Origin of the sequence: Roseivirga ehrenbergii (assembly GCF_001593005.1) — a bacterium.
GTDB lineage: Bacteria > Bacteroidota > Bacteroidia > Cytophagales > Cyclobacteriaceae > Roseivirga > Roseivirga ehrenbergii.
Window position 1 is genome coordinate 1 of record NZ_LQZQ01000003.1, and the last position, 17814, is coordinate 17814.

General features: G+C 39.3%; 19 protein-coding genes. 10 read left to right on the top strand and 9 right to left on the bottom strand.

The features are described from left to right. Positions 1-92: 92 nt before the first annotated feature. Entirely contained in the window at positions 93-1142 is a 1050-nt protein-coding gene (gene thiL / locus MB14_RS04085; protein ID WP_062589041.1) for a thiamine-phosphate kinase, read from the top strand. Here thiL and MB14_RS04090 read toward each other — a convergent pair. Then, on the bottom strand, positions 1116-1868 hold the full coding sequence (locus MB14_RS04090) for a J domain-containing protein (protein WP_062589043.1): 753 nt from the start codon (positions 1866-1868) through the stop codon (positions 1116-1118). The two genes, thiL and MB14_RS04090, sit on opposite strands and share 27 nt — an antisense overlap. Positions 1869-1999: 131 nt before the next feature. Between MB14_RS04090 and MB14_RS04095 the strand changes: the two genes are divergently transcribed. After that, complete coding sequence (locus tag MB14_RS04095; protein ID WP_062589045.1) at positions 2000-2833, top strand: aminotransferase class IV; 834 nt, start codon at positions 2000-2002, stop codon at positions 2831-2833. On the opposite strand, the gene MB14_RS04100 is transcribed toward MB14_RS04095, so the two are convergent. The 5 genes from MB14_RS04100 to MB14_RS04120 form a co-directional block, all read right to left on the bottom strand. Continuing rightward, complete coding sequence (locus MB14_RS04100) at positions 2826-3119, bottom strand: hypothetical protein (protein ID WP_062589047.1); 294 nt, start codon at positions 3117-3119, stop codon at positions 2826-2828. The genes MB14_RS04095 and MB14_RS04100 overlap by 8 nt on opposite strands. A gap of 162 nt (positions 3120-3281) precedes the next feature. Continuing rightward, entirely contained in the window at positions 3282-3644 is a 363-nt protein-coding gene (locus MB14_RS04105; RefSeq protein ID WP_053225152.1) for a hypothetical protein, read from the bottom strand. 25 nt (positions 3645-3669) lie between these two features. Next, positions 3670-4395 carry an RluA family pseudouridine synthase gene (locus MB14_RS04110; RefSeq protein WP_062589049.1) on the bottom strand — a complete coding sequence of 242 codons (726 nt, stop codon included), beginning with the start codon at positions 4393-4395 and terminating at the stop codon, positions 3670-3672. Further along, positions 4395-5975, bottom strand: coding sequence for a peptide chain release factor 3 (locus tag MB14_RS04115; protein WP_062589051.1), 1581 nt, complete (start codon positions 5973-5975; stop codon positions 4395-4397). Before MB14_RS04115 ends, MB14_RS04110 begins: the two co-directional genes overlap by 1 nt. A gap of 103 nt (positions 5976-6078) precedes the next feature. After that, positions 6079-6993 (bottom strand): lysophospholipid acyltransferase family protein, encoded by a 915-nt coding sequence (locus tag MB14_RS04120; protein ID WP_062589053.1) that lies wholly within the window; start codon positions 6991-6993, stop codon positions 6079-6081. 219 nt (positions 6994-7212) lie between these two features. Here MB14_RS04120 and MB14_RS04125 point away from each other — a divergent pair, with 219 nt between their 5' ends. Both MB14_RS04125 and dnaK read left to right on the top strand, forming a co-directional pair. Then, complete coding sequence (locus MB14_RS04125) at positions 7213-7833, top strand: hypothetical protein (RefSeq protein ID WP_062589055.1); 621 nt, start codon at positions 7213-7215, stop codon at positions 7831-7833. Between the two features lie 166 nt (positions 7834-7999). Beyond that, positions 8000-9916 carry a molecular chaperone DnaK gene (gene dnaK / locus MB14_RS04130; protein WP_062589057.1) on the top strand — a complete coding sequence of 639 codons (1917 nt, stop codon included), beginning with the start codon at positions 8000-8002 and terminating at the stop codon, positions 9914-9916. 211 nt (positions 9917-10127) lie between these two features. On the opposite strand, the gene MB14_RS04135 is transcribed toward dnaK, so the two are convergent. The 3 genes from MB14_RS04135 to MB14_RS04145 form a co-directional block, all read right to left on the bottom strand. Then, the gene (locus MB14_RS04135; protein WP_132644104.1) at positions 10128-10502 is read right to left on the bottom strand and encodes a hypothetical protein; all 375 of its coding nucleotides are present in this window, start codon (positions 10500-10502) and stop codon (positions 10128-10130) included. A gap of 198 nt (positions 10503-10700) precedes the next feature. Further along, positions 10701-10931 carry a cytochrome b5 domain-containing protein gene (locus MB14_RS04140; protein WP_221405460.1) on the bottom strand — a complete coding sequence of 77 codons (231 nt, stop codon included), beginning with the start codon at positions 10929-10931 and terminating at the stop codon, positions 10701-10703. A gap of 59 nt (positions 10932-10990) precedes the next feature. Then, the gene (locus tag MB14_RS04145) at positions 10991-11701 is read right to left on the bottom strand and encodes an RDD family protein (RefSeq protein ID WP_062589062.1); all 711 of its coding nucleotides are present in this window, start codon (positions 11699-11701) and stop codon (positions 10991-10993) included. A 44-nt stretch (positions 11702-11745) separates the two neighbouring features. Between MB14_RS04145 and MB14_RS04150 the strand changes: the two genes are divergently transcribed. Genes MB14_RS04150 through MB14_RS04175 form a run of 6 tightly spaced genes read left to right on the top strand, consistent with a single transcriptional unit; the run spans position 11746 to position 17808 of the window. Further along, positions 11746-12723 (top strand): stage II sporulation protein M, encoded by a 978-nt coding sequence (locus tag MB14_RS04150; protein ID WP_053225141.1) that lies wholly within the window; start codon positions 11746-11748, stop codon positions 12721-12723. After that, positions 12692-13594 (top strand): DUF7847 domain-containing protein, encoded by a 903-nt coding sequence (locus tag MB14_RS04155; RefSeq protein ID WP_132644105.1) that lies wholly within the window; start codon positions 12692-12694, stop codon positions 13592-13594. The genes MB14_RS04150 and MB14_RS04155 overlap by 32 nt, the downstream gene beginning before the upstream one ends. Further along, a complete protein-coding gene (locus MB14_RS04160) occupies positions 13578-14294 on the top strand; it encodes a DUF4129 domain-containing protein (protein WP_062589064.1) in 717 nt (238 codons plus the stop codon). Before MB14_RS04155 ends, MB14_RS04160 begins: the two co-directional genes overlap by 17 nt. Next, positions 14291-15496 carry a DUF4350 domain-containing protein gene (locus tag MB14_RS04165; protein ID WP_062589065.1) on the top strand — a complete coding sequence of 402 codons (1206 nt, stop codon included), beginning with the start codon at positions 14291-14293 and terminating at the stop codon, positions 15494-15496. Before MB14_RS04160 ends, MB14_RS04165 begins: the two co-directional genes overlap by 4 nt. Positions 15497-15499: 3 nt before the next feature. Next, the gene (locus MB14_RS04170) at positions 15500-16477 is read left to right on the top strand and encodes an AAA family ATPase (RefSeq protein WP_062589067.1); all 978 of its coding nucleotides are present in this window, start codon (positions 15500-15502) and stop codon (positions 16475-16477) included. Then, positions 16477-17808 (top strand): DUF58 domain-containing protein, encoded by a 1332-nt coding sequence (locus MB14_RS04175; RefSeq protein WP_062589068.1) that lies wholly within the window; start codon positions 16477-16479, stop codon positions 17806-17808. Before MB14_RS04170 ends, MB14_RS04175 begins: the two co-directional genes overlap by 1 nt. The last annotated feature ends 6 nt before the right edge of the window (positions 17809-17814 follow it).

Genomic DNA, 17814 nt, shown 5'->3' on the forward strand with positions numbered 1-17814 from the left:
ATTGACTATTGACTATTGACTATTGACTATTGACTATTGACTATTGACTATTGACTAAAATAGTATCTTTGCGACCGAAACGAGGAAAAGCCATGTCAGAAAGTAGAACAGAATTATCTCAACTAGGTGAATTTGGATTGATCAATCGATTATCCGAGGGGATTAGCACCCAAAATCACAGTACTGTGATGGGCATTGGAGACGATGCCGCGGTAATCAATACTGGTGATCAGTATGGATTATTGGCAGCCGATATGCTGGTAGAAGGAGTGCATTTCGATTTATCTTATGTGCCTTTACAGCACCTGGGCTACAAAGCCATTTCGGTAAACGTTTCTGACATTGCCGCCATGAACGGTAAACCAGAACAGGTAACCGTTTCTTTAGGCTTGAGTAATCGTTTTTCGGTTGAAGCCATTGAAGCACTTTACGAAGGGATGAAAGCGGCAGCTAAGGCTTTTCAAGTAGATATTGTGGGCGGAGATACCACCACTTCAAAAAGTGGACTGATCATTTCTATTTCGGTTTTTGGTAAGGTGGAAAAGGAAAAAGTTACTTACCGAAAGGGAGCAAAAGTTGGTGATATCCTTTGCGCTACTGGCGATTTGGGTGGTGCCTTTATGGGGCTTCAAGTAATGGAACGAGAAAAGCAGGCTTTTATGGCCAATCCAAATTTACAGCCGCAATTAGAAAACTACGAGTACATTGTTCAGCGCCAGCTAAAACCCATTGCCAGAATGGATATTATTCATGAGCTCGCTGAATTTGGAGTAGTACCTACTTCTATGATTGATATTTCTGATGGATTGGCTTCGGAATGTCTGCATTTGAGCACTCATTCGGGCGTTGGTATTCAGATTTATGAAGATAAAATTCCGATCGACAGACAGACTTATGAAACTGCAGTGGAGTTTAACCTCGACCCAATTACTTGTGCCCTGAATGGAGGAGAGGATTACGAACTGCTTTTTACAATCAAGCAAGAAGATTACGAAAAGTTAGAAAAACACGAGGACATCCATTTTATTGGTCATACGCAAGAGTTAACTAAGGGGAACAGATTGGTGACTAAAAACAATAATTTGGTGGAATTAAAAGCCCAAGGCTGGAATCATTTAAGCGGCCAAAAGGAAGATAACTAAGGTAAGGCTGAAAAAGCAGCCGATAATGGCAGCATTAAATTTTCGTTCGGGTTTTGTGTTGGGAATAATTCCGAAAATTCCAGCCAGCAACACAAGCCCTGCCATAAAGAATATCATTGAAGGGGTGTTATAGGTGAATTGAAATCGTGTTTCGCTTGCCCTTTTGTATTTGAAGAAACCATAAATGTGGCTCTTTTTCATTTCAAGAATTTCACCCGCATAAATTGAGCTTCCATAAGTTACAGTCTTAAAGTTGCCGGCTGTGGTCGCCACATTCATAAAATAACGACCGCCATTTCTACCACTGTAATCACTCACTTCGGCATATTCAACTTCTATATTGCCTAAATCGCGTTGAACGAAGAAATCAAAGAAGAAGGTTAAACTGAAAACCAGCGCTAATGCACATAATCGCGTGCTTTGTTTAGCATAGATTTTAAAATTGGTGGGAACTGGCTGAGGTTCAGTCTGGTAATATTGCCTTTGGGCGGGTTCTTCAAAATCTTCGAAATTGATAATTATCGTTCCGCTGTCATAATGCAATCGGGCTTCTGAATCGCCTAAAACTTCATAGGCTTCTTTCACTTCTTGAAAAACAGCAATGGCTTCAGGAGAGGGGTTTACATCGGGGTGAAGCTCAAGTGCTTTTTGCCGATACGCCTTTTTAATTTCCTGCTGATCAGCGTCTTCGGAAACCCCCAATATTTGATAGTAGTCTTTAGCCATTTCAGCAAATCGAGCAATTTTTCTTTAATCTATAATTTTTCGAGCTAACGGCTGATACCTCATCAGTTTTTCTGCAATGGTAAGACTCAGTTTTGAAAATTTAGACATATTTGCTCCATAATTTTTCAGCTATGCAAGCGATCCAATTCTTCAACGGCAAATTTGTTCCGAAGGAGTCGATTACCTTTTCAATTGATGATGTAGGTGTATTACGAGGTTTCGGAATTTTCGATTATTTCAAAGTGTACAATGGGGCGCCTGCTTTTATGGAGGCTCATTTAAACCGTTTTGAAAGCTCTGCGCGTTTATTGGGAATGGAAATTCCTTTCTCTCGAAAGGAAATAGAAGCTGCCATTAAAAAGCTGATCGAATATAATAGGTTTCCTCTTTCGGGCGTCAAAGTATTGATGACCGGTGGCGCTTCGTCCGATGGCTTTTCGGCTGGAAAACCCAATTTAGTTATTACCAACACTGCGGTTTCGGAAACGAATCCATTGTTTTATGCAGAGGGGGTGAGTGTAATGACACATCAGTTTACCCGCGAAATGCCCCAAGTGAAAACTACCAATTATGCTACTGCAGTTCGGTTAGAGCCCATCTGGAAGCAGAAAGGACATATTGATGTACTTTATCATGATGGCCATTATATCAGTGAGGTTTCGCGCAGTAATGTGTTTTTAGTAGAAGGAAACAAACTGATTACAAACAAGGATGGCGTTCTACCTGGGGTTACTCGGATGAATGTAGTGAATTTGGCTCCTCAGCTTGGTTTTGAAGTTGAAATAAGGCCAATTGCTTTATCAGAAGTTTTGGCAACTGAAGAAGTTTTTATGACAAGCACGAATAAAAGGGTAATGCCTGTGGTAAAGATTGATGATCAAGAAATTGCTAACGGAAAAGTAGGGGCTAAAACGAAACTATTGATGGAAGGCTACGCTAAGCTATTAGCTGAAGAAACTAAGTAACCGTCATTTCAAAACTGATAACATCCAAAAGCACATCCATAATTTGTGCAGGCAATTGCTTTTTTACTTCCTTATAGCGGTAATTGATGACGTGGCCATCTTCTAGCTGAAAAGCGATTCTTCCTGTTTGCTCATGATTTTCAAAAATCAGGATTTCGAGTACAGTATTGTCAATACCATTGCTATAAGTGTTATTGATTCTCCATGTTAAATCAGTCCTCATGTCTGAAAGCTTGGTCAGCAGACCGCGCACCATGTTTCTTGTTTCTTCCGCAATTTCCCCCATACATCAATTTAATGGAATATATTGAAAAGAGAACGAAGAATTTGAGGATTGGTTATGAAGCGCTATAGCCTATAAACCCTCCAAAAGTTGATATAACAATATTGACGGTGTTAAATCACCTAGTCAAATGCCTAAAAGGAGAACTTTTGGAGGGTTCGAGATTTAATCCTCAGGATAAGGGATAAAAAGGAAGTTGGTGAACTCCTGATCTACAACAAAAAGGCAGCAAAATTCATCAGGATCTTTGTAAGCCTTTTTAAATGCCTCTTCATCCTCTACCAATTTGCGCTGCACAAATTCATCTAAGTAGGTAATAGAGTAGTTCCAAGTAGTATTCATTTCATTCTTTCCTATTAATAATTGCCCAACAGAGATGTCGGTTTTAGAAATAGGGAAGATTGGGAATTCAGAGAAGCCCCTCTTTTTTACTTGGTAAGCCGCTTCTTTCAATGTATCGGCCACCAGCACAAAATCCTTGGTAATGGTACCCAAGTATTTGCCGTTTAATTCTGGATCGTTCTGCATGTTTTAAAATTGGCTTTTGTATTACTTAGTAAATTTTATCTACGTTTTTGTCCTTGATTTTGATCTTCTCCAAAGTCAAGAATTGCTCCCAAAACTGGTCGTTTGGTAAACCCGCACGAATAATCAATGGCTCTTTTTTTATTGGGTGCTCAAAATAAAGTCCTTTGGCATGTAGGTTAATGCTTTTGTCTGGATTTGGTTTAGAAAAACCATAACGCAAATCGCCACGGATAGGACAGCCCAACTCAGAAAGTTGAACCCTAATTTGGTGAGGACGACCAGTGATTGGCTTTACTTCAATCAGGTAGTGATCGTTCAACTTGCCTAAAACCTTAAAATCAAGTTCGGCTTTTTGCGAACCTTCTTCTTGGTAATCGTAAGCAGTGGTGATGTTTTTAGAAGGATCTTTTTTTAACCAACTGATTAATTTTCCTTCGGGTTGTCTCGGTTTTCTTTTCACCACAGCCCAATACGTTTTCTGCACTTTTCGGGTAGCGAAAAGCTTATTCATTCTTTCAAGCGCTTTAGAGGTCCGAGCAAAAACCACAATTCCACTTACAGGCCTGTCTATTCTATGAACCACACCTAAAAACACAGCCCCCGGCTTGTTATATTTTTCCTTTAGGTAGTCTTTGCAATAATCTACCAATGGCTTGTCGCCAGTGTTGTCACCTTGAACCAGTATTCCAGCAGGTTTATTCACAATCAGCAGGTGATTGTCTTCATATATAGGTTGAACTATTTTTTCCATTAGAATTCGCTAGTAAAGTGAAAATCAATTTCAGGGAAATTATCCTGAACCATTTGTAGCCAAGCTCTTGATTCGGCCATAAACACCAACTTACCATCTTTATCTCTGGCAATATGGCGCTGTTTAGAATCAATAAAGGCATCCAGTTTTTTAGGGTCTTTCGAAGAGAACCAACAGGCCTTATGCACCTGAATTGGCACAAAATCGGCAGAAGCTCCATATTCGTTTTTCAATCGGTATTGAATTACTTCAAACTGAAGTTGACCTACAACACCCACTGCTTTTCTAGATCCTAATTCATAACTGAACAACTGCGCAACACCTTCATCCATAAGTTGGTTCAAGCCCTTTTCAAGTTGCTTGGTTTTCATGGCATCGCGGTTAATTACTTCGCGGAAAATCTCTGGAGAGAAGCTAGGAATGCCTTTGTAAGTCCCTTTTTCACCTTCAGAAAGCGTATCCCCAATTTTGAAGTTACCAGTGTCGTACAAACCAATAATGTCACCTGGCCAAGCCTCGTCAATGGTTTCTTTGTCCTGCGCCATAAAAGCGGTGGCTTGCGAAATTCTAAATTTCTTGTCCTGACGGGTGTGATAATAATTGCTGCCTCTTTCAAATTTGCCAGAGCAAATTCTCAAGAAAGCAATTCGGTTTCTATGTTTTGGGTCCATGTTGGCATGTACCTTAAAGATAAAACCTGTAAACTTTTCTTCTGTGGGTTCAACCAGTCTTTCGTCAGTACTTCTGGCTAGTGGTTTGGGTGAAATTTTAAGGAAAGTGTCTAAAAGCTCTTTCACTCCAAAGTTGTTCACGGCAGAGCCAAAGAATACAGGAGCAATATCTCCGTTCAAATAGGCATCTACATCTAAGTCGCCATATAGGTCTTGTAGCAGCTCAACATCTTCGCGAAGCTGATTGGCGTCTTTTTCTCCAACATATTTTTCTAAATCGGGGCTGTTAATGTCCGATAATTTTACGGTTTCCTCGTAAAGTCTTTGCTTGCTAGGCTGAAAAAGTCTTAAGCTTTTATCGTAAAGGCTGTAAACTCCTTTAAAGTTTTTTCCGATGCCGATTGGCCAACTGAGCGGATGAACATTGATGTTCAAGCGGCCTTCAATTTCTTCCAATAAATCGTAAGGGTCTTTACCCTCTCTATCCATTTTATTGATGAAAGAAATCACAGGCGTGTTACGCATACGGCAAACTTCCATCAGTTTTTCCGTCTGAATTTCCACCCCCTTTACACAATCTACCACCATTACTACTGAATCAACAGCCGTAAGCGTTCGGTAAGTATCTTCAGCAAAATCTTGGTGACCAGGTGTATCGAGTAGGTTCACCTTCATGCCTTCATATTCAAAAGCCATTACGGAAGTGGCTACAGAGATACCTCTCTGCTTTTCTATCTCCATCCAATCGGAGCGTGCATGCATATCGATTTTGCTAGATTTTACAGCTCCAGCCTTCTGAATTGCTCCACCAAAAAGAAGTAGTTTTTCAGTCAAAGTAGTCTTTCCTGCATCGGGGTGACTAATAATTCCGAAAGTTCTTCTTTTTGCTATCTCCTCCTTTAAACCCATACGCTTTTTGAATTAAGCTGCAAAGATAAAAGAAAAAGTGCGAGGCACATGCTGTTTACTCAATGTATGGAGGTCAGAATTCTTGACCAACGGCAGGATAGCTTTAAACCTTAATTTCAGCCAATTGATCTTTAACTGTTTTGGCTTCATCTAATTCTTCTGGCTTACGCTTTCTTTTCCAGCGTTTGTGCGTCCAAAGCCAGTATTGAGGATCTTCAATAATTTGTTTTTCTAGGCACTTGGTGTGCGCCTCTGTGATTTCGCCATGCTTACATAAAGTAGGTTCGTCAAAAAGTAATTCAAGCTCGAATTCATAATAGCCGCGCTTTACTTTCTGAATACCGCCATAAACCACAGGGTAGTTTTTTTCTTTGGCGAATTTTTCAACCCCAAACATTACCGGAGTGTCCTGATTCAAAAAGCGAGTCCAATATACCTTCTTGGCTATACTAGGCGATTGATCTGATCCAAAAATCGTTGCGGTGAGTTGATTGTCATTCGCAAAAAAGGATTTTACTTCTGGACGTGAGATAAGCTTCAAACCAAACTTGCATCTCGATTTTAACACTTTATTGTCTATAAACTTGTTCCCCAGTTTGTGGTAGATCGCTACACTCTGATGTTCAATATAGTGGTCGATTCCAACGGCTAACATTTCCCAATTGTTATAATGGCCACCCACAATAATCACACTTCGGTTGGCATCGGCAAACGGTTTTAAAACCTCTGGATTTATTACCTTAAAACGAGCTAATGTTTCTTCTTCTGTAATGCTAAAATTTCTAAAGCTCTCAAAAAGGAAATCTGTAAAATGGCTATAAAACTTCTTCCTAATTTCCTTAATCTCCTTTTCAGGCTTATTTGGAAAAGAGTTCTTTAGGTTGGTAGTCACTACCTTTTTTCGATAGCCAACAACTCGATATATAAAGAAGCAGGAAATATCGGAAATCACATAAGTGAGCCACAATGGTAGTAGCGATATTGGCTTAACAAAGAGGTAATAAAAAATAGCGGCCATGTTTTTCTATCATTTGTCCGGTAAGTTAGGCATTCAAGGCTTAGTCAGGAAAATATGGTCAAAAATGTGAGTTTGTGACAGAGTAGGCTTCGACTAGGTAATAGTTGTCTAGGGGTTAATGGTTGTTGTATTAGTTGGTTTTAGAGATTAATAGTTTTAACTTTTATTCGAAATTGTTTAATCATGTTTATTTTATAATAAAAACCTAATCATAACCTAATGAGCACAGTACAATTGAATTTTGTTAACGAATCCAACGATCAGAATAATTCAGAGGTCGTTATTTTTCAGAAAAATGTAGCCGAAGACTTCGATGAAATCGCAGTAGCATGGAAAGTCATCAAAAATTGTGGTCGAGGAGATTACCACCCTTTTACTTATTCAAGTTTATATCAAGTAGCGATGAGCGATAGTTACGGAAATTATACTCCGCAATTGTCTGCCACACAGGGTCAGGCTTTTGAAATGGTTTTAGCATCTTCTGGTGATTTAATTAAATACTTAGGCCCAGCCACTGCGGCAAATGAAATTATTCTTAAAAATTCTCTGCAAAAAGGAGCCGTGAGTGGTTATGTTTATAGAGATGGGAGTGTGGCTGCTTTGAAGTCTAATATTGCGCCTGCTCAACAAGCCATTTTTGAATTTAAACCAACCATTTTTATTGGAGTAGCTTCTCAAGTCACGCAAGGTCAAATCATGAATTCGGCTATCATTAGTAGCATTAATACAGAGATTTCACTTTTAGGCATTGCCTCTGCCGACATTGTAATGACTGGTGGCGGAGCTGGAGCGAATGCTACTCCTTTTACCTTCTCTTTAGAAAATGTTAAGATGGCTTAAGGCAGTTTTTGACGCTGTAAAATAGAAGTCTAGTCAGTCGACTAGACTTTTTTTGTGTCCATTTCTGTCAATGTGTCACCAAATGTCAGGCAAAATCCTTTGGCACAACCATTGATAAATACGGAATGAGTTTAAATAGCAACAGAAAAGAAATCATTTATACATCATGGGAAAAATTATTGGAATTGACTTAGGAACTACCAACTCGTGCGTTGCCGTAATGGAAGGTAATGAGCCTGTGGTAATCCCTAATAGCGAAGGTAGAAGAACAACCCCGTCTATTGTGGCATTTTTGGACAATGGTAACGGAGAGCGTAAGGTGGGTGATCCTGCGAAAAGACAAGCGATCACTAACCCTAAAAATACTGTAAGCTCTATTAAGAGATTTATGGCAAAGAAATTCTCGAATGTTTCTGAGGAACTAAGAGGTATTTCATACGAAGTAGAAAAGGGAAATAACGACACCGTAAGAGTAAAAATCGGTGATAGAAAGTATACTCCTCAAGAACTTTCTGCAATGATTCTTCAGAAAATGAAGTCTACTGCGGAAGATTATTTAGGAACAGAAGTATCAGAAGCAGTAATTACGGTGCCTGCTTACTTTAACGATGCTGAGCGTCAGGCTACAAAAGAAGCTGGACAAATTGCAGGTTTAGAAGTAAAGAGAATTATCAACGAGCCAACGGCAGCAGCTTTGGCCTACGGACTTGATAAAAAGGATAAAGAACAAAAAATCGCAGTATATGATTTAGGTGGAGGTACTTTCGATATCTCAATCTTAGAGTTAGGTGATGGCGTGTTCGAAGTAAAATCTACCAATGGTGATGTTCACCTAGGTGGTGATGACTTTGACCAAGTAATCATCGACTGGTTGGCAGATGAGTTCAACAAGGACGAAGGAATTGATTTGAGAAAAGACCCAATGGCTCTTCAGAGATTGAAGGAGGCTGCTGAGAAAGCAAAAATCGAATTGTCTTCTTCTAACTCTACTGAAATCAACTTACCATACATTATGCCAGTTGACGGTGTGCCAAAGCACTTGGTAAGAACATTGTCAAGAGCAAAATTTGAGTCTTTAGCAGACAACTTGGTAAAAAGATCAATGGAGCCAGTGAAAAAGGCTTTGTCTGATGCAGGTTACAGCACTGGAGATATTGATGAAGTAATCTTGGTGGGTGGTTCTACAAGAATCCCTAAAATTCAGGAAGTTGTAGAGGCATTCTTTGGTAAAAAACCTTCAAAAGGTGTAAACCCTGATGAGGTAGTAGCGATTGGTGCAGCTATTCAAGGTGGTGTATTAACTGGTGAAGTAAAAGATGTATTGTTACTTGATGTAACGCCTCTTTCACTAGGTATCGAAACTATGGGTGGCGTGTTCACTAAATTGATTGAGTCGAACACTACAATCCCAGCTAAAAAATCAGAGGTTTTCTCTACTGCTGCTGACAATCAGCCTTCTGTTGAAATTCACGTGTTACAAGGTGAAAGACCAATGGCGAAGGACAACAGAACTATTGGTAGATTCCACTTGAGTGATATTCCACCAGCACGAAGAGGTGTACCTCAAATCGAAGTAACATTCGATATCGATGCCAATGGTATCATGAGCGTGTCGGCTAAAGATAAAGGCACAGGCAAAGAGCAGAAAATTAAAATTGAGGCTTCTTCTGGTTTAACTGAAGAGGAAATCAATAAAATGAAGCAAGAGGCCGAAGCCAATGCTGAGTCTGACAAAAAGGAAAAAGAGAAAGTTGAGAAATTGAACACAGCTGATTCATTGATTTTCCAAACAGAAAAGCAATTAGAAGAATATGGTGACAAGCTTTCAGAAGGCAATAAAAAGCCAATCGAAGAAGCGCTTGCTAATTTGAAAACTGCTCATGGAAGTCAAGATATTGCTGGTATTGATGCTGCAATGGAAACTTTGAACAAAGCTTGGGAAGCTGCTTCGCAAGAAATGTACGCTGCAAGCCAGGGAGCTGACGCTGCAGGTGCGCAAGGTGGAGCAGATGCAAATGCTGGAGCAAGTGACGATTCAAAGTCAGGTGATGTATCTGATGTAGAGTACGAAGAAGTTAAGTAGTACTCGATTTAATATAAATGAGAAGCCAACTGTCGAAAGACAGTTGGCTTTTTTGTTTTCAATCTGGCCTGAAAATAACATTCATACCTATACTCATCCAAAAAAGAAAGCCACCCATTGGGCGGCTTTCTTAACTAAAATTGACCTTATTAAACTAAACTGACTGTGACCTTTCGAATAGTGTCTGTGGTTAGAATGCTCTAGCCAAGACTTATTCTGATATTCTGTAATATTTCTGACCTGGTACCTGAATAAGAAAATCTGCTTGATTGACCAATCTTCTCAGTTCTTCATTTTCAGTAGTAATGCCTTGAGCGACCAACTCGTTATTGGCATTAAAAACCTTTACGTAATTAGTTTGTTCAGCCTCAATTTCTGCATAAGCTCTCTCTGTGATTGTTAATCCATCATCAGGAAAGATGCTATCGATTTCAGCTCTTAATTCAGCTTCTTCGATTGATGTTAAGCTTCTGTCAGAAGATTCGTTCGATTTTACAGAACCTGCCTGAAACAATGTGATGACCGCAAGTGCTAGACCTAATAATGCACTTAAATTTTTTTGAGTTTTAACCTTTGAGCTATTCATGACCGTGTTGTTTAAATTGTTGTTTTGTTTTTTTCTATTCGACATGCCATTCTTTATCCAATGCACGTGCCAGTAAAATTAACTTACTGATAATGAGTGAATTGAAATAAAAATGTGTTCGTATTCGTAAAAAATGTGTAACGAAAACGTACACAAAGCGGTCACTTATAGCACAGTATTTTGATGAATTGGGCAGGGTTAGGAAGAGAGAATTCCTATAACAGAGAATTTTTCAAACACCTTTTCGGTATGTGGTGCATCGGGAAGTTCATTAGTTAAATCTTGACCAGCCCAATGTTCATAATGCATGCCGTTTTTCCAGAGGCGTGAAGAAGTTACATCATAGATTCGCCCTTGATAGGCCACCCATATTTCAGGTCGGTCCTGGCCATTTCTTAGTGCCAATTGCGAAGGGGTGTATGATTTAATTTCCATGGCCAACTCTAGCGGATTTCTTTTTATAGAACACAAAAGCAGTTCTAAGTATTCTACTTCGTCATGTAATAGGTGTGATCTCTAAGTAGTGTATACATGAATTTCACCGTAGGCATGTCACTTTGTATGTTATACTTCTCTTTGAGTTTTTCTTCAATGAGCAGCAGAGGTTTTTCTTTGGCTCCATCTCTAAAAACAGATAAAGCATCTTTGATCAAACGGATTTCATGGTCTGTTAACTGTGCAGCCTCAGGGATTTTCGGCACATAGTTTTCATCTACGGTTTCCATTATGATTTTATTTCTGACGTTGGTGGCTGTAATTTTCTTTATTTTCACTACCGTTGTTCCTGCTAAAAGGTCTCCAACACGCTGCCCATTTTTAGTCAAAATAATAAAGACTACCCCAAGTCCTACAATGAAAAAATCTATGGGTTCCATAAGCCACCTGAGAAAATAGGCGCCAAAAGAAGGAACACTTCCATCCAGTTTTACCACTTTTATGCTCAAGGCTTTTTTTCCTACGGTTTGACCATTAAAAAATACTTCTGAAATTAACCGGTATAAATAGGCCACTATACTCAGCATTACATTCATGGCCACGCTCATTGATATACCAGTTGCTGCTAGTGTTACACTGGTGATAAAGAAAAAGCTGAGGATGATTATGGCATCTAAAACAAAAGCCAAAATTCTATCGCCAATACCAGCAAGCGGATACTCTAATTGAATGTTTTGTGAGGTTTGAATGCTTACCGCTTGCATATGAACTTATATTGAATAATTTTTGACTTAAATACGAATCAAAGATGAGGGAATCCGCTTTCGTAAAAGCAAATATAAGTAAATGGGAAGAGTTCGAAAGGCAAATTTCCTCCAAAGCCAGAAAAGACCCAGATAGGCTTGCGAGTTTGTTTATTCAGCTTACAGACGACTTGGCCTATGCCAAAACGCATTATCCTAAAAGCGATATCACTGTTTATTTGAACAACCTTTCCACGAAAGTTCACCAATACATCTATAAGAATAAGAAACAGAGCTCGGGCCGGTTTGTACGGTTTTGGCAGGTGGAATTGCCCGAAATATTCTGGGTTCATCGCAAAGAGTTCGGTTACTCTTTGATTATCTTTTTACTGTCTTCTTTAATAGGCGCATTTTCTGCCGCTCAAGATGATACTTTTGTCAGGCTTATATTGGGAGATAGCTATGTAAATAGAACTTTGGCGAATATTGAGAGCGGAAAACCTCTAGGTATTTATGCTTCTATGGCACAAACAGATATGTTTTTTGCCATTACCTTCAATAACATTCGGGTGTCATTTATGGCCTTTGCTGCGGGTATTGTAGCTTCTGTAGGTACAGGATTTTTGCTTTTTAAGAACGGAGTGATGCTCGGTTCTTTTCAATACTTCTTTTACCAAAAGGGCCTTTTACTTACTTCGGTACTTACCATTTGGATTCACGGCACAATTGAAATTATATCTATAGTAATGGCAGGAGGAGCAGGTCTTATCATGGGCAACTCAATGTTGTTTCCAGGTACTTACTCTAGACTTGAGTCTTTAAAAAAAGGAGCTTTAACGGGAGCTAAAGTGGTTTTAGGCTTGGTGCCTATGTTTATTATTGCTGGCTTTCTGGAATCTTTTGTTACCCGCTTGTTCGGAATGCCGAATGCTTTAAAAGCCGCCATCATTTTAGGATCACTGGCTTTTATGGTTTATTACATAATTATTTACCCTCGAAAACTGTTTAAAAATGGCGTATACACCGCAGATAGAGTTTTATAAAAAACGCCAGTTTGGAGACAAACTGAACATGACCTTTGTTTTTCTTCGCGAAAACGCGTGGCCATACCTCAGAGCTCAATTACTTATATCTGGCCCAATACTGCTCTTATCTAATATTCTGATGAGCCAGCTCTCTTTTGGAATGTTCAATTTTGGAGAACAAGGCTTTTCACCTGACATCATCATAGATATGTTTAGCCTTTATGGTTTGGTGTTGATTTCTGCAGTGGTCACATCTGCAGTTTTACCTGCAGTGGCTTATGGTTATATGAGGGCTTATGAACATAAAGCCCCTATCGAAATTCGATTACCGGATGTAACTGAAAACTTGCTTTCAAGAATGTTCAATTTATTGGTATTTAATGTGTTAACTGCCATTGTAGTAGTTATCGGAATGTTCCTTTTCTTCATTCCTGGTGTTTACTTAATGATTGTGCTGTCATTAGGTTCTGCCATTATAGTTTTTGAAGACAACAACCCTATAGATGCTTTTGGAAGGGCCTTTAAACTGATAAAAGATAAATGGTGGAGCACTTTAGGCTTATTGTTTGTGACAGGAATTATTGGCTATGTAATCAGTGGATTGTTTAGCTTACCTAGAACTCTTCTCGTTTTTGGGGATGCACTTACTTCCGTACAAGAATCAGGCGATTTGAGCAGTTTAGATGAGTCAAATTTTGGGAGTAATCCATTGAGTATTCTCTTTTCTGTTCTAGAAACTTTTGGAGCTATTCTTACCTACTCTATCAGCTTTTTAGCTTTGGCTTTTCAGTATTTTAATTTGGTAGAAAGAAGAGAATCTAGAGGCTTGATGTCTAGAATTGAGCAAATGGACGATGCCGGAACAACAGAGGATGAAGAGACATATTAAGCTGCTTTTCGTAATTCTTAGCCTACAATTTTCGTGGGCGGGTTCATCTGCTATGGCAGCTTTACCTCATCAATCTCCACAAACAGAGATAAGGAGTTTTGACGCCCAAAAGCTAGATGAATACAGGAGCGATAAGCGCTTTCAATACGAAGTGTATAAGGCCAAATCAAAGGGCTTTCTGGAGCGACTTTGGGATAGGATTGTAGGTTGGTTTAATAGCCTCTTTGGTTCTGCGGTAACAAGCGGAATATTAGAAATTCTATTCTATGGTTTGCTCATTGCGGCTTTCGTATTTTTCATTGTCAAACTAGCAGGTATTCAGCCTACAACTCTTTTTAAGAAGACTAAGTCTGAAGCAAAACCTTATCAGGTAGATGAAGAAGCACTACATGAAATTGATTTTGAAACTGAAATTCAACAAGCTATCAACCAAGCGCAGTGGAGGGTTGCGGTGCGCCTCACTTACCTCTATTCCTTGAAAAGAATATCAGATGCTAACCTCATTGCTATTCGAAAGGGGAAAACGAATCGAGAATATCTATACGAATTGTCGGGTCATAACATAGAAAAGGATTTTGCCAGCCTCAGTTTCCTATTTGATTATACCTGGTATGGTCATTTTGAAGCCAACGAAACCATGGTTGCTAAGGCCAAAGCTCATTTAGAGCGTATCGGAACTTTAAAGTCTTCGAAGAAATGAAAGACAAAAAATACCTGATATTCTTTATTGCCATTATTACCATTTATGTGGTGTATGAAATGCAGAAACCGAAACCAGAGGATTGGACGGTCACATATCATTACCGCGACCGTATTCCTTTTGGTACTTTCGCTACACACGATTTACTCAAAGATCTTTTCGAGCAGGGAGATGTACCTTCGAGTTTTAAAACCATTTATGAATTAGTAGAGCAAGAGGAGGTAGACGATAACTTCTTGGCAATTGCTGGCAATTTTATTTTTGATGATAATGACTTCAATTCGCTTTTAAAGCATGTTGAAAAAGGACATACGGTTTTTTTAGCAGCACAAGATTTTTCTACTCGTTTTGAAGATTCTTTGCGCTTTGAAGCCTATTTGGAGCAAAGATTAAATCCTTCTGACTTCACCCAAATAGCAAATGAATTGGCAGAAGAAACTAAAACGAGGGTGCGATTTGCCTTGCCAAATGGAAATGAAGAGACTTTCGTTTTTCCGACTTTAACTACGGCAGCTTATTTTTCTAAAGTAGAAAGCGACAGCATTACCGAAATGGCCTGGCGAGAAGATGGTAAACCTGTTCTGCTTAAATATAATGGTGGTCAAGGTAATTTGTATTTGAGCACCATGCCGTTGGCTTTCACAAATTACTTTGTGTTACATGAAGAAACTTCTGCTTTTGCTTCTTCAATGTTGAGCCTCTTGCCTGAAGATGAGCCTTTAATGCATATAGAATATTACCAGATGGGTAAACTTGAGTCACGTTCAGAAATAAGGGCTTTGTTGAGTTATCCTGCTTTAAAATGGGCTATTTTCATTCTGTTGGCTACGGTATTCATTTTCATTTTATTTGAATCGAAAAGAAGGCAACGCATTATTGCTGTGATTCCTCCAGTGAAAAATGCCACCCTTGAATTTGTGAATACATTGGGGCAGCTTTATCACCAGCAGAAGAACCATAAAAACTTAGCGCAAAAAAGAATTCTGTTCTGGAAGGATTATGTGCGAAGTCATTACACGCTCAGAACAGATAAATTAGATGAGGCTTTCAAACTAGAGCTCACGAGAAAATCTGGCGTTGAAAAGGCAAAGGTTTTTGCTTTGGTAGAATTAGTAGAGCGAATAGAAGCAAATGATATGATCGAAGAAGGCGAACTTTTGATGATGGAAAAATTAATGAACGAATTTTACGGAATAGTATAGTATATGGAAAATCAAGATACATTCGAAAACAGGGTAGACCTGACAAAACTAAAGGCAGGTGTAGAACAAATCCGTGAGGAGATTGGCAAAGTGATAGTGGGCCAGAAAAAAATGGTTGATTTGATTTTAACCGCTATTCTTGCCGATGGTCATATTCTTTTAGAGGGTGTGCCAGGTGTAGCCAAAACATTGGCGTCTAAACTGGTAGCAAAAAGTATTGATGTAGATTTTTCTAGGGTTCAGTTTACGCCCGATCTTATGCCTTCTGATGTACTCGGCACCTCAATCTTCAATGTGAAGACTTCCGAGTTCGAATTTCGAAAAGGGCCTATCTTCTCGAATATTGTGCTTATTGATGAGATTAACCGAGCACCGGCAAAAACCCAAGCCGCACTTTTCGAGGTAATGGAAGAGCGTCAGGTTTCCATTGATGGAACTACGCATAAAATGGAAGAGCCTTACATTGTTTTGGCTACGCAAAACCCGATTGAGCAAGAAGGAACTTACCGATTGCCAGAAGCGCAACTCGATCGTTTTTTATTCAAAATTGAGATCGGTTATCCTTCACTCGATGAAGAAACAGAAATTTTAACCCGCCATGCGGCCAGAAAAGGCAGTCAACTCGAAGGCGTTTCTAAAGTGCTCAACGCGCAGGATATAGCTGCATACCGATCTACCTTAAACGAGATTGTAGTAGACGAAAAACTTCTTAAATACATTGCTGAAATCGTGACTCAAACACGTCACGACCATGCAATATATTTAGGGGCTTCTCCTCGTGCTTCTTTGGCTCTGCTCAATGGCGCAAGGGCTTTCGCAGCCATTCAGGGACGCGACTTTGTAACACCTGAGGATATTAAATTCTTGGCCTCTCCTGTGCTCACCCATAGAATTATTCTTACACCTGAAAAGGAAATGGAAGGCGTTACTGCAGAAGAAGTAATCAATCAGCTGGTAGCTAAAACTGAAGTGCCGCGTTAATGAATTATATCAAGTCTTTCTATCTCACCAATCGTTTTTTTGCCGTAGCAGGGGCTTTGGTGTTTTTGTTTATGGTGGGTTTTGCTGTTCCTGCAGTAGCCGCAATAGCAGAAACGCTCTTCTATCTGGCTTTGGTACTGCTAGTGCTCGATACGCTGCTTTTGTATAAGCAAAAAAGACCATTGGTGGCAGAAAGAATAATGACCGAAAAGTTTTCTAACGGAGATGAAAATTCAATTCAGATTATTCTAGAACATCGGTTTCAACAACAAGTATTTATTCAGGTTTTTGATGAATTACCTGTGCAGTTCCAAATCAGAAATCAGCAATTTAACCTGACTTTAAAGCCTGGAGAGGTCAAGAATATTAATTATTCCCTTCGCCCCGTAAAGCGTGGTGAATATGAATTTGGAATCATTAACGCCTTTGTGTTTACCAAGCTAGGTATTGTGAAACGAAGGTTTCAACTGGGGCAACCCAAAGTAGTTTCGGTATACCCTTCTTTCATTCAAATGCGCAAGTACGAATTGCTCGCCATTTCCAATCAACTGCAGCAGAGCGGTATCAAGAAGATCAGACGGATTGGGAATAACATGGAATTTGAGCAAATCAAAAACTATGTAGCTGGAGACGATTATAGAAAAATCAACTGGAAAGCCTCTGCCCGAAGGTCGGAATTGATGATTAATCAATTCCAAGATGAGCGTTCGCAGCAGGTATATTCTGTTATTGATAAAGGCCGAATGATGCAGATGCCTTTTGAGGGTATGAGCTTACTGGATTATGCGATAAATGCCAGTTTGGTGATTTCTAACATTGCCCTGAAAAAAGGCGATAAGGCTGGTTTGGTTACCTTTCAGCATAAAGTGAATTCAGTTTTGCCTGCTTCTTCTCGAAACATGCAGCTGAATTTAATTTTGGAGCATTTATATAAGCAGAAAACAGCCTATAAAGAAAGTGACTTTTCACAGCTCTATATTTCTTTAAAACGGAAGGTAACGCAGCGAAGCCTTATTCTACTCTACACTAATTTCGTTTCGGTTTCTTCCTTACAAAGGCAATTGCTTTACCTCAGAAAAATCAATCAACAGCATTTATTGGTATGTATTTTCTTTGAGAATACGGAAGTGAAGGAACTCATTGAAACCAAAGCTGATTCTTTGGAAGGAGTGTATACAAAGGGAATTGCAGAACAATTGGCTTATGAAAAGAAGCTGATTATGAAAGAGCTTCAGGCCCACGGAATTCATACCATTTTAACGCCTCCAAAAGAGTTGAGCGTGAACACTATTAACAAGTACCTTGAACTGAAATCTAGAGGATTGATCTGATATGGA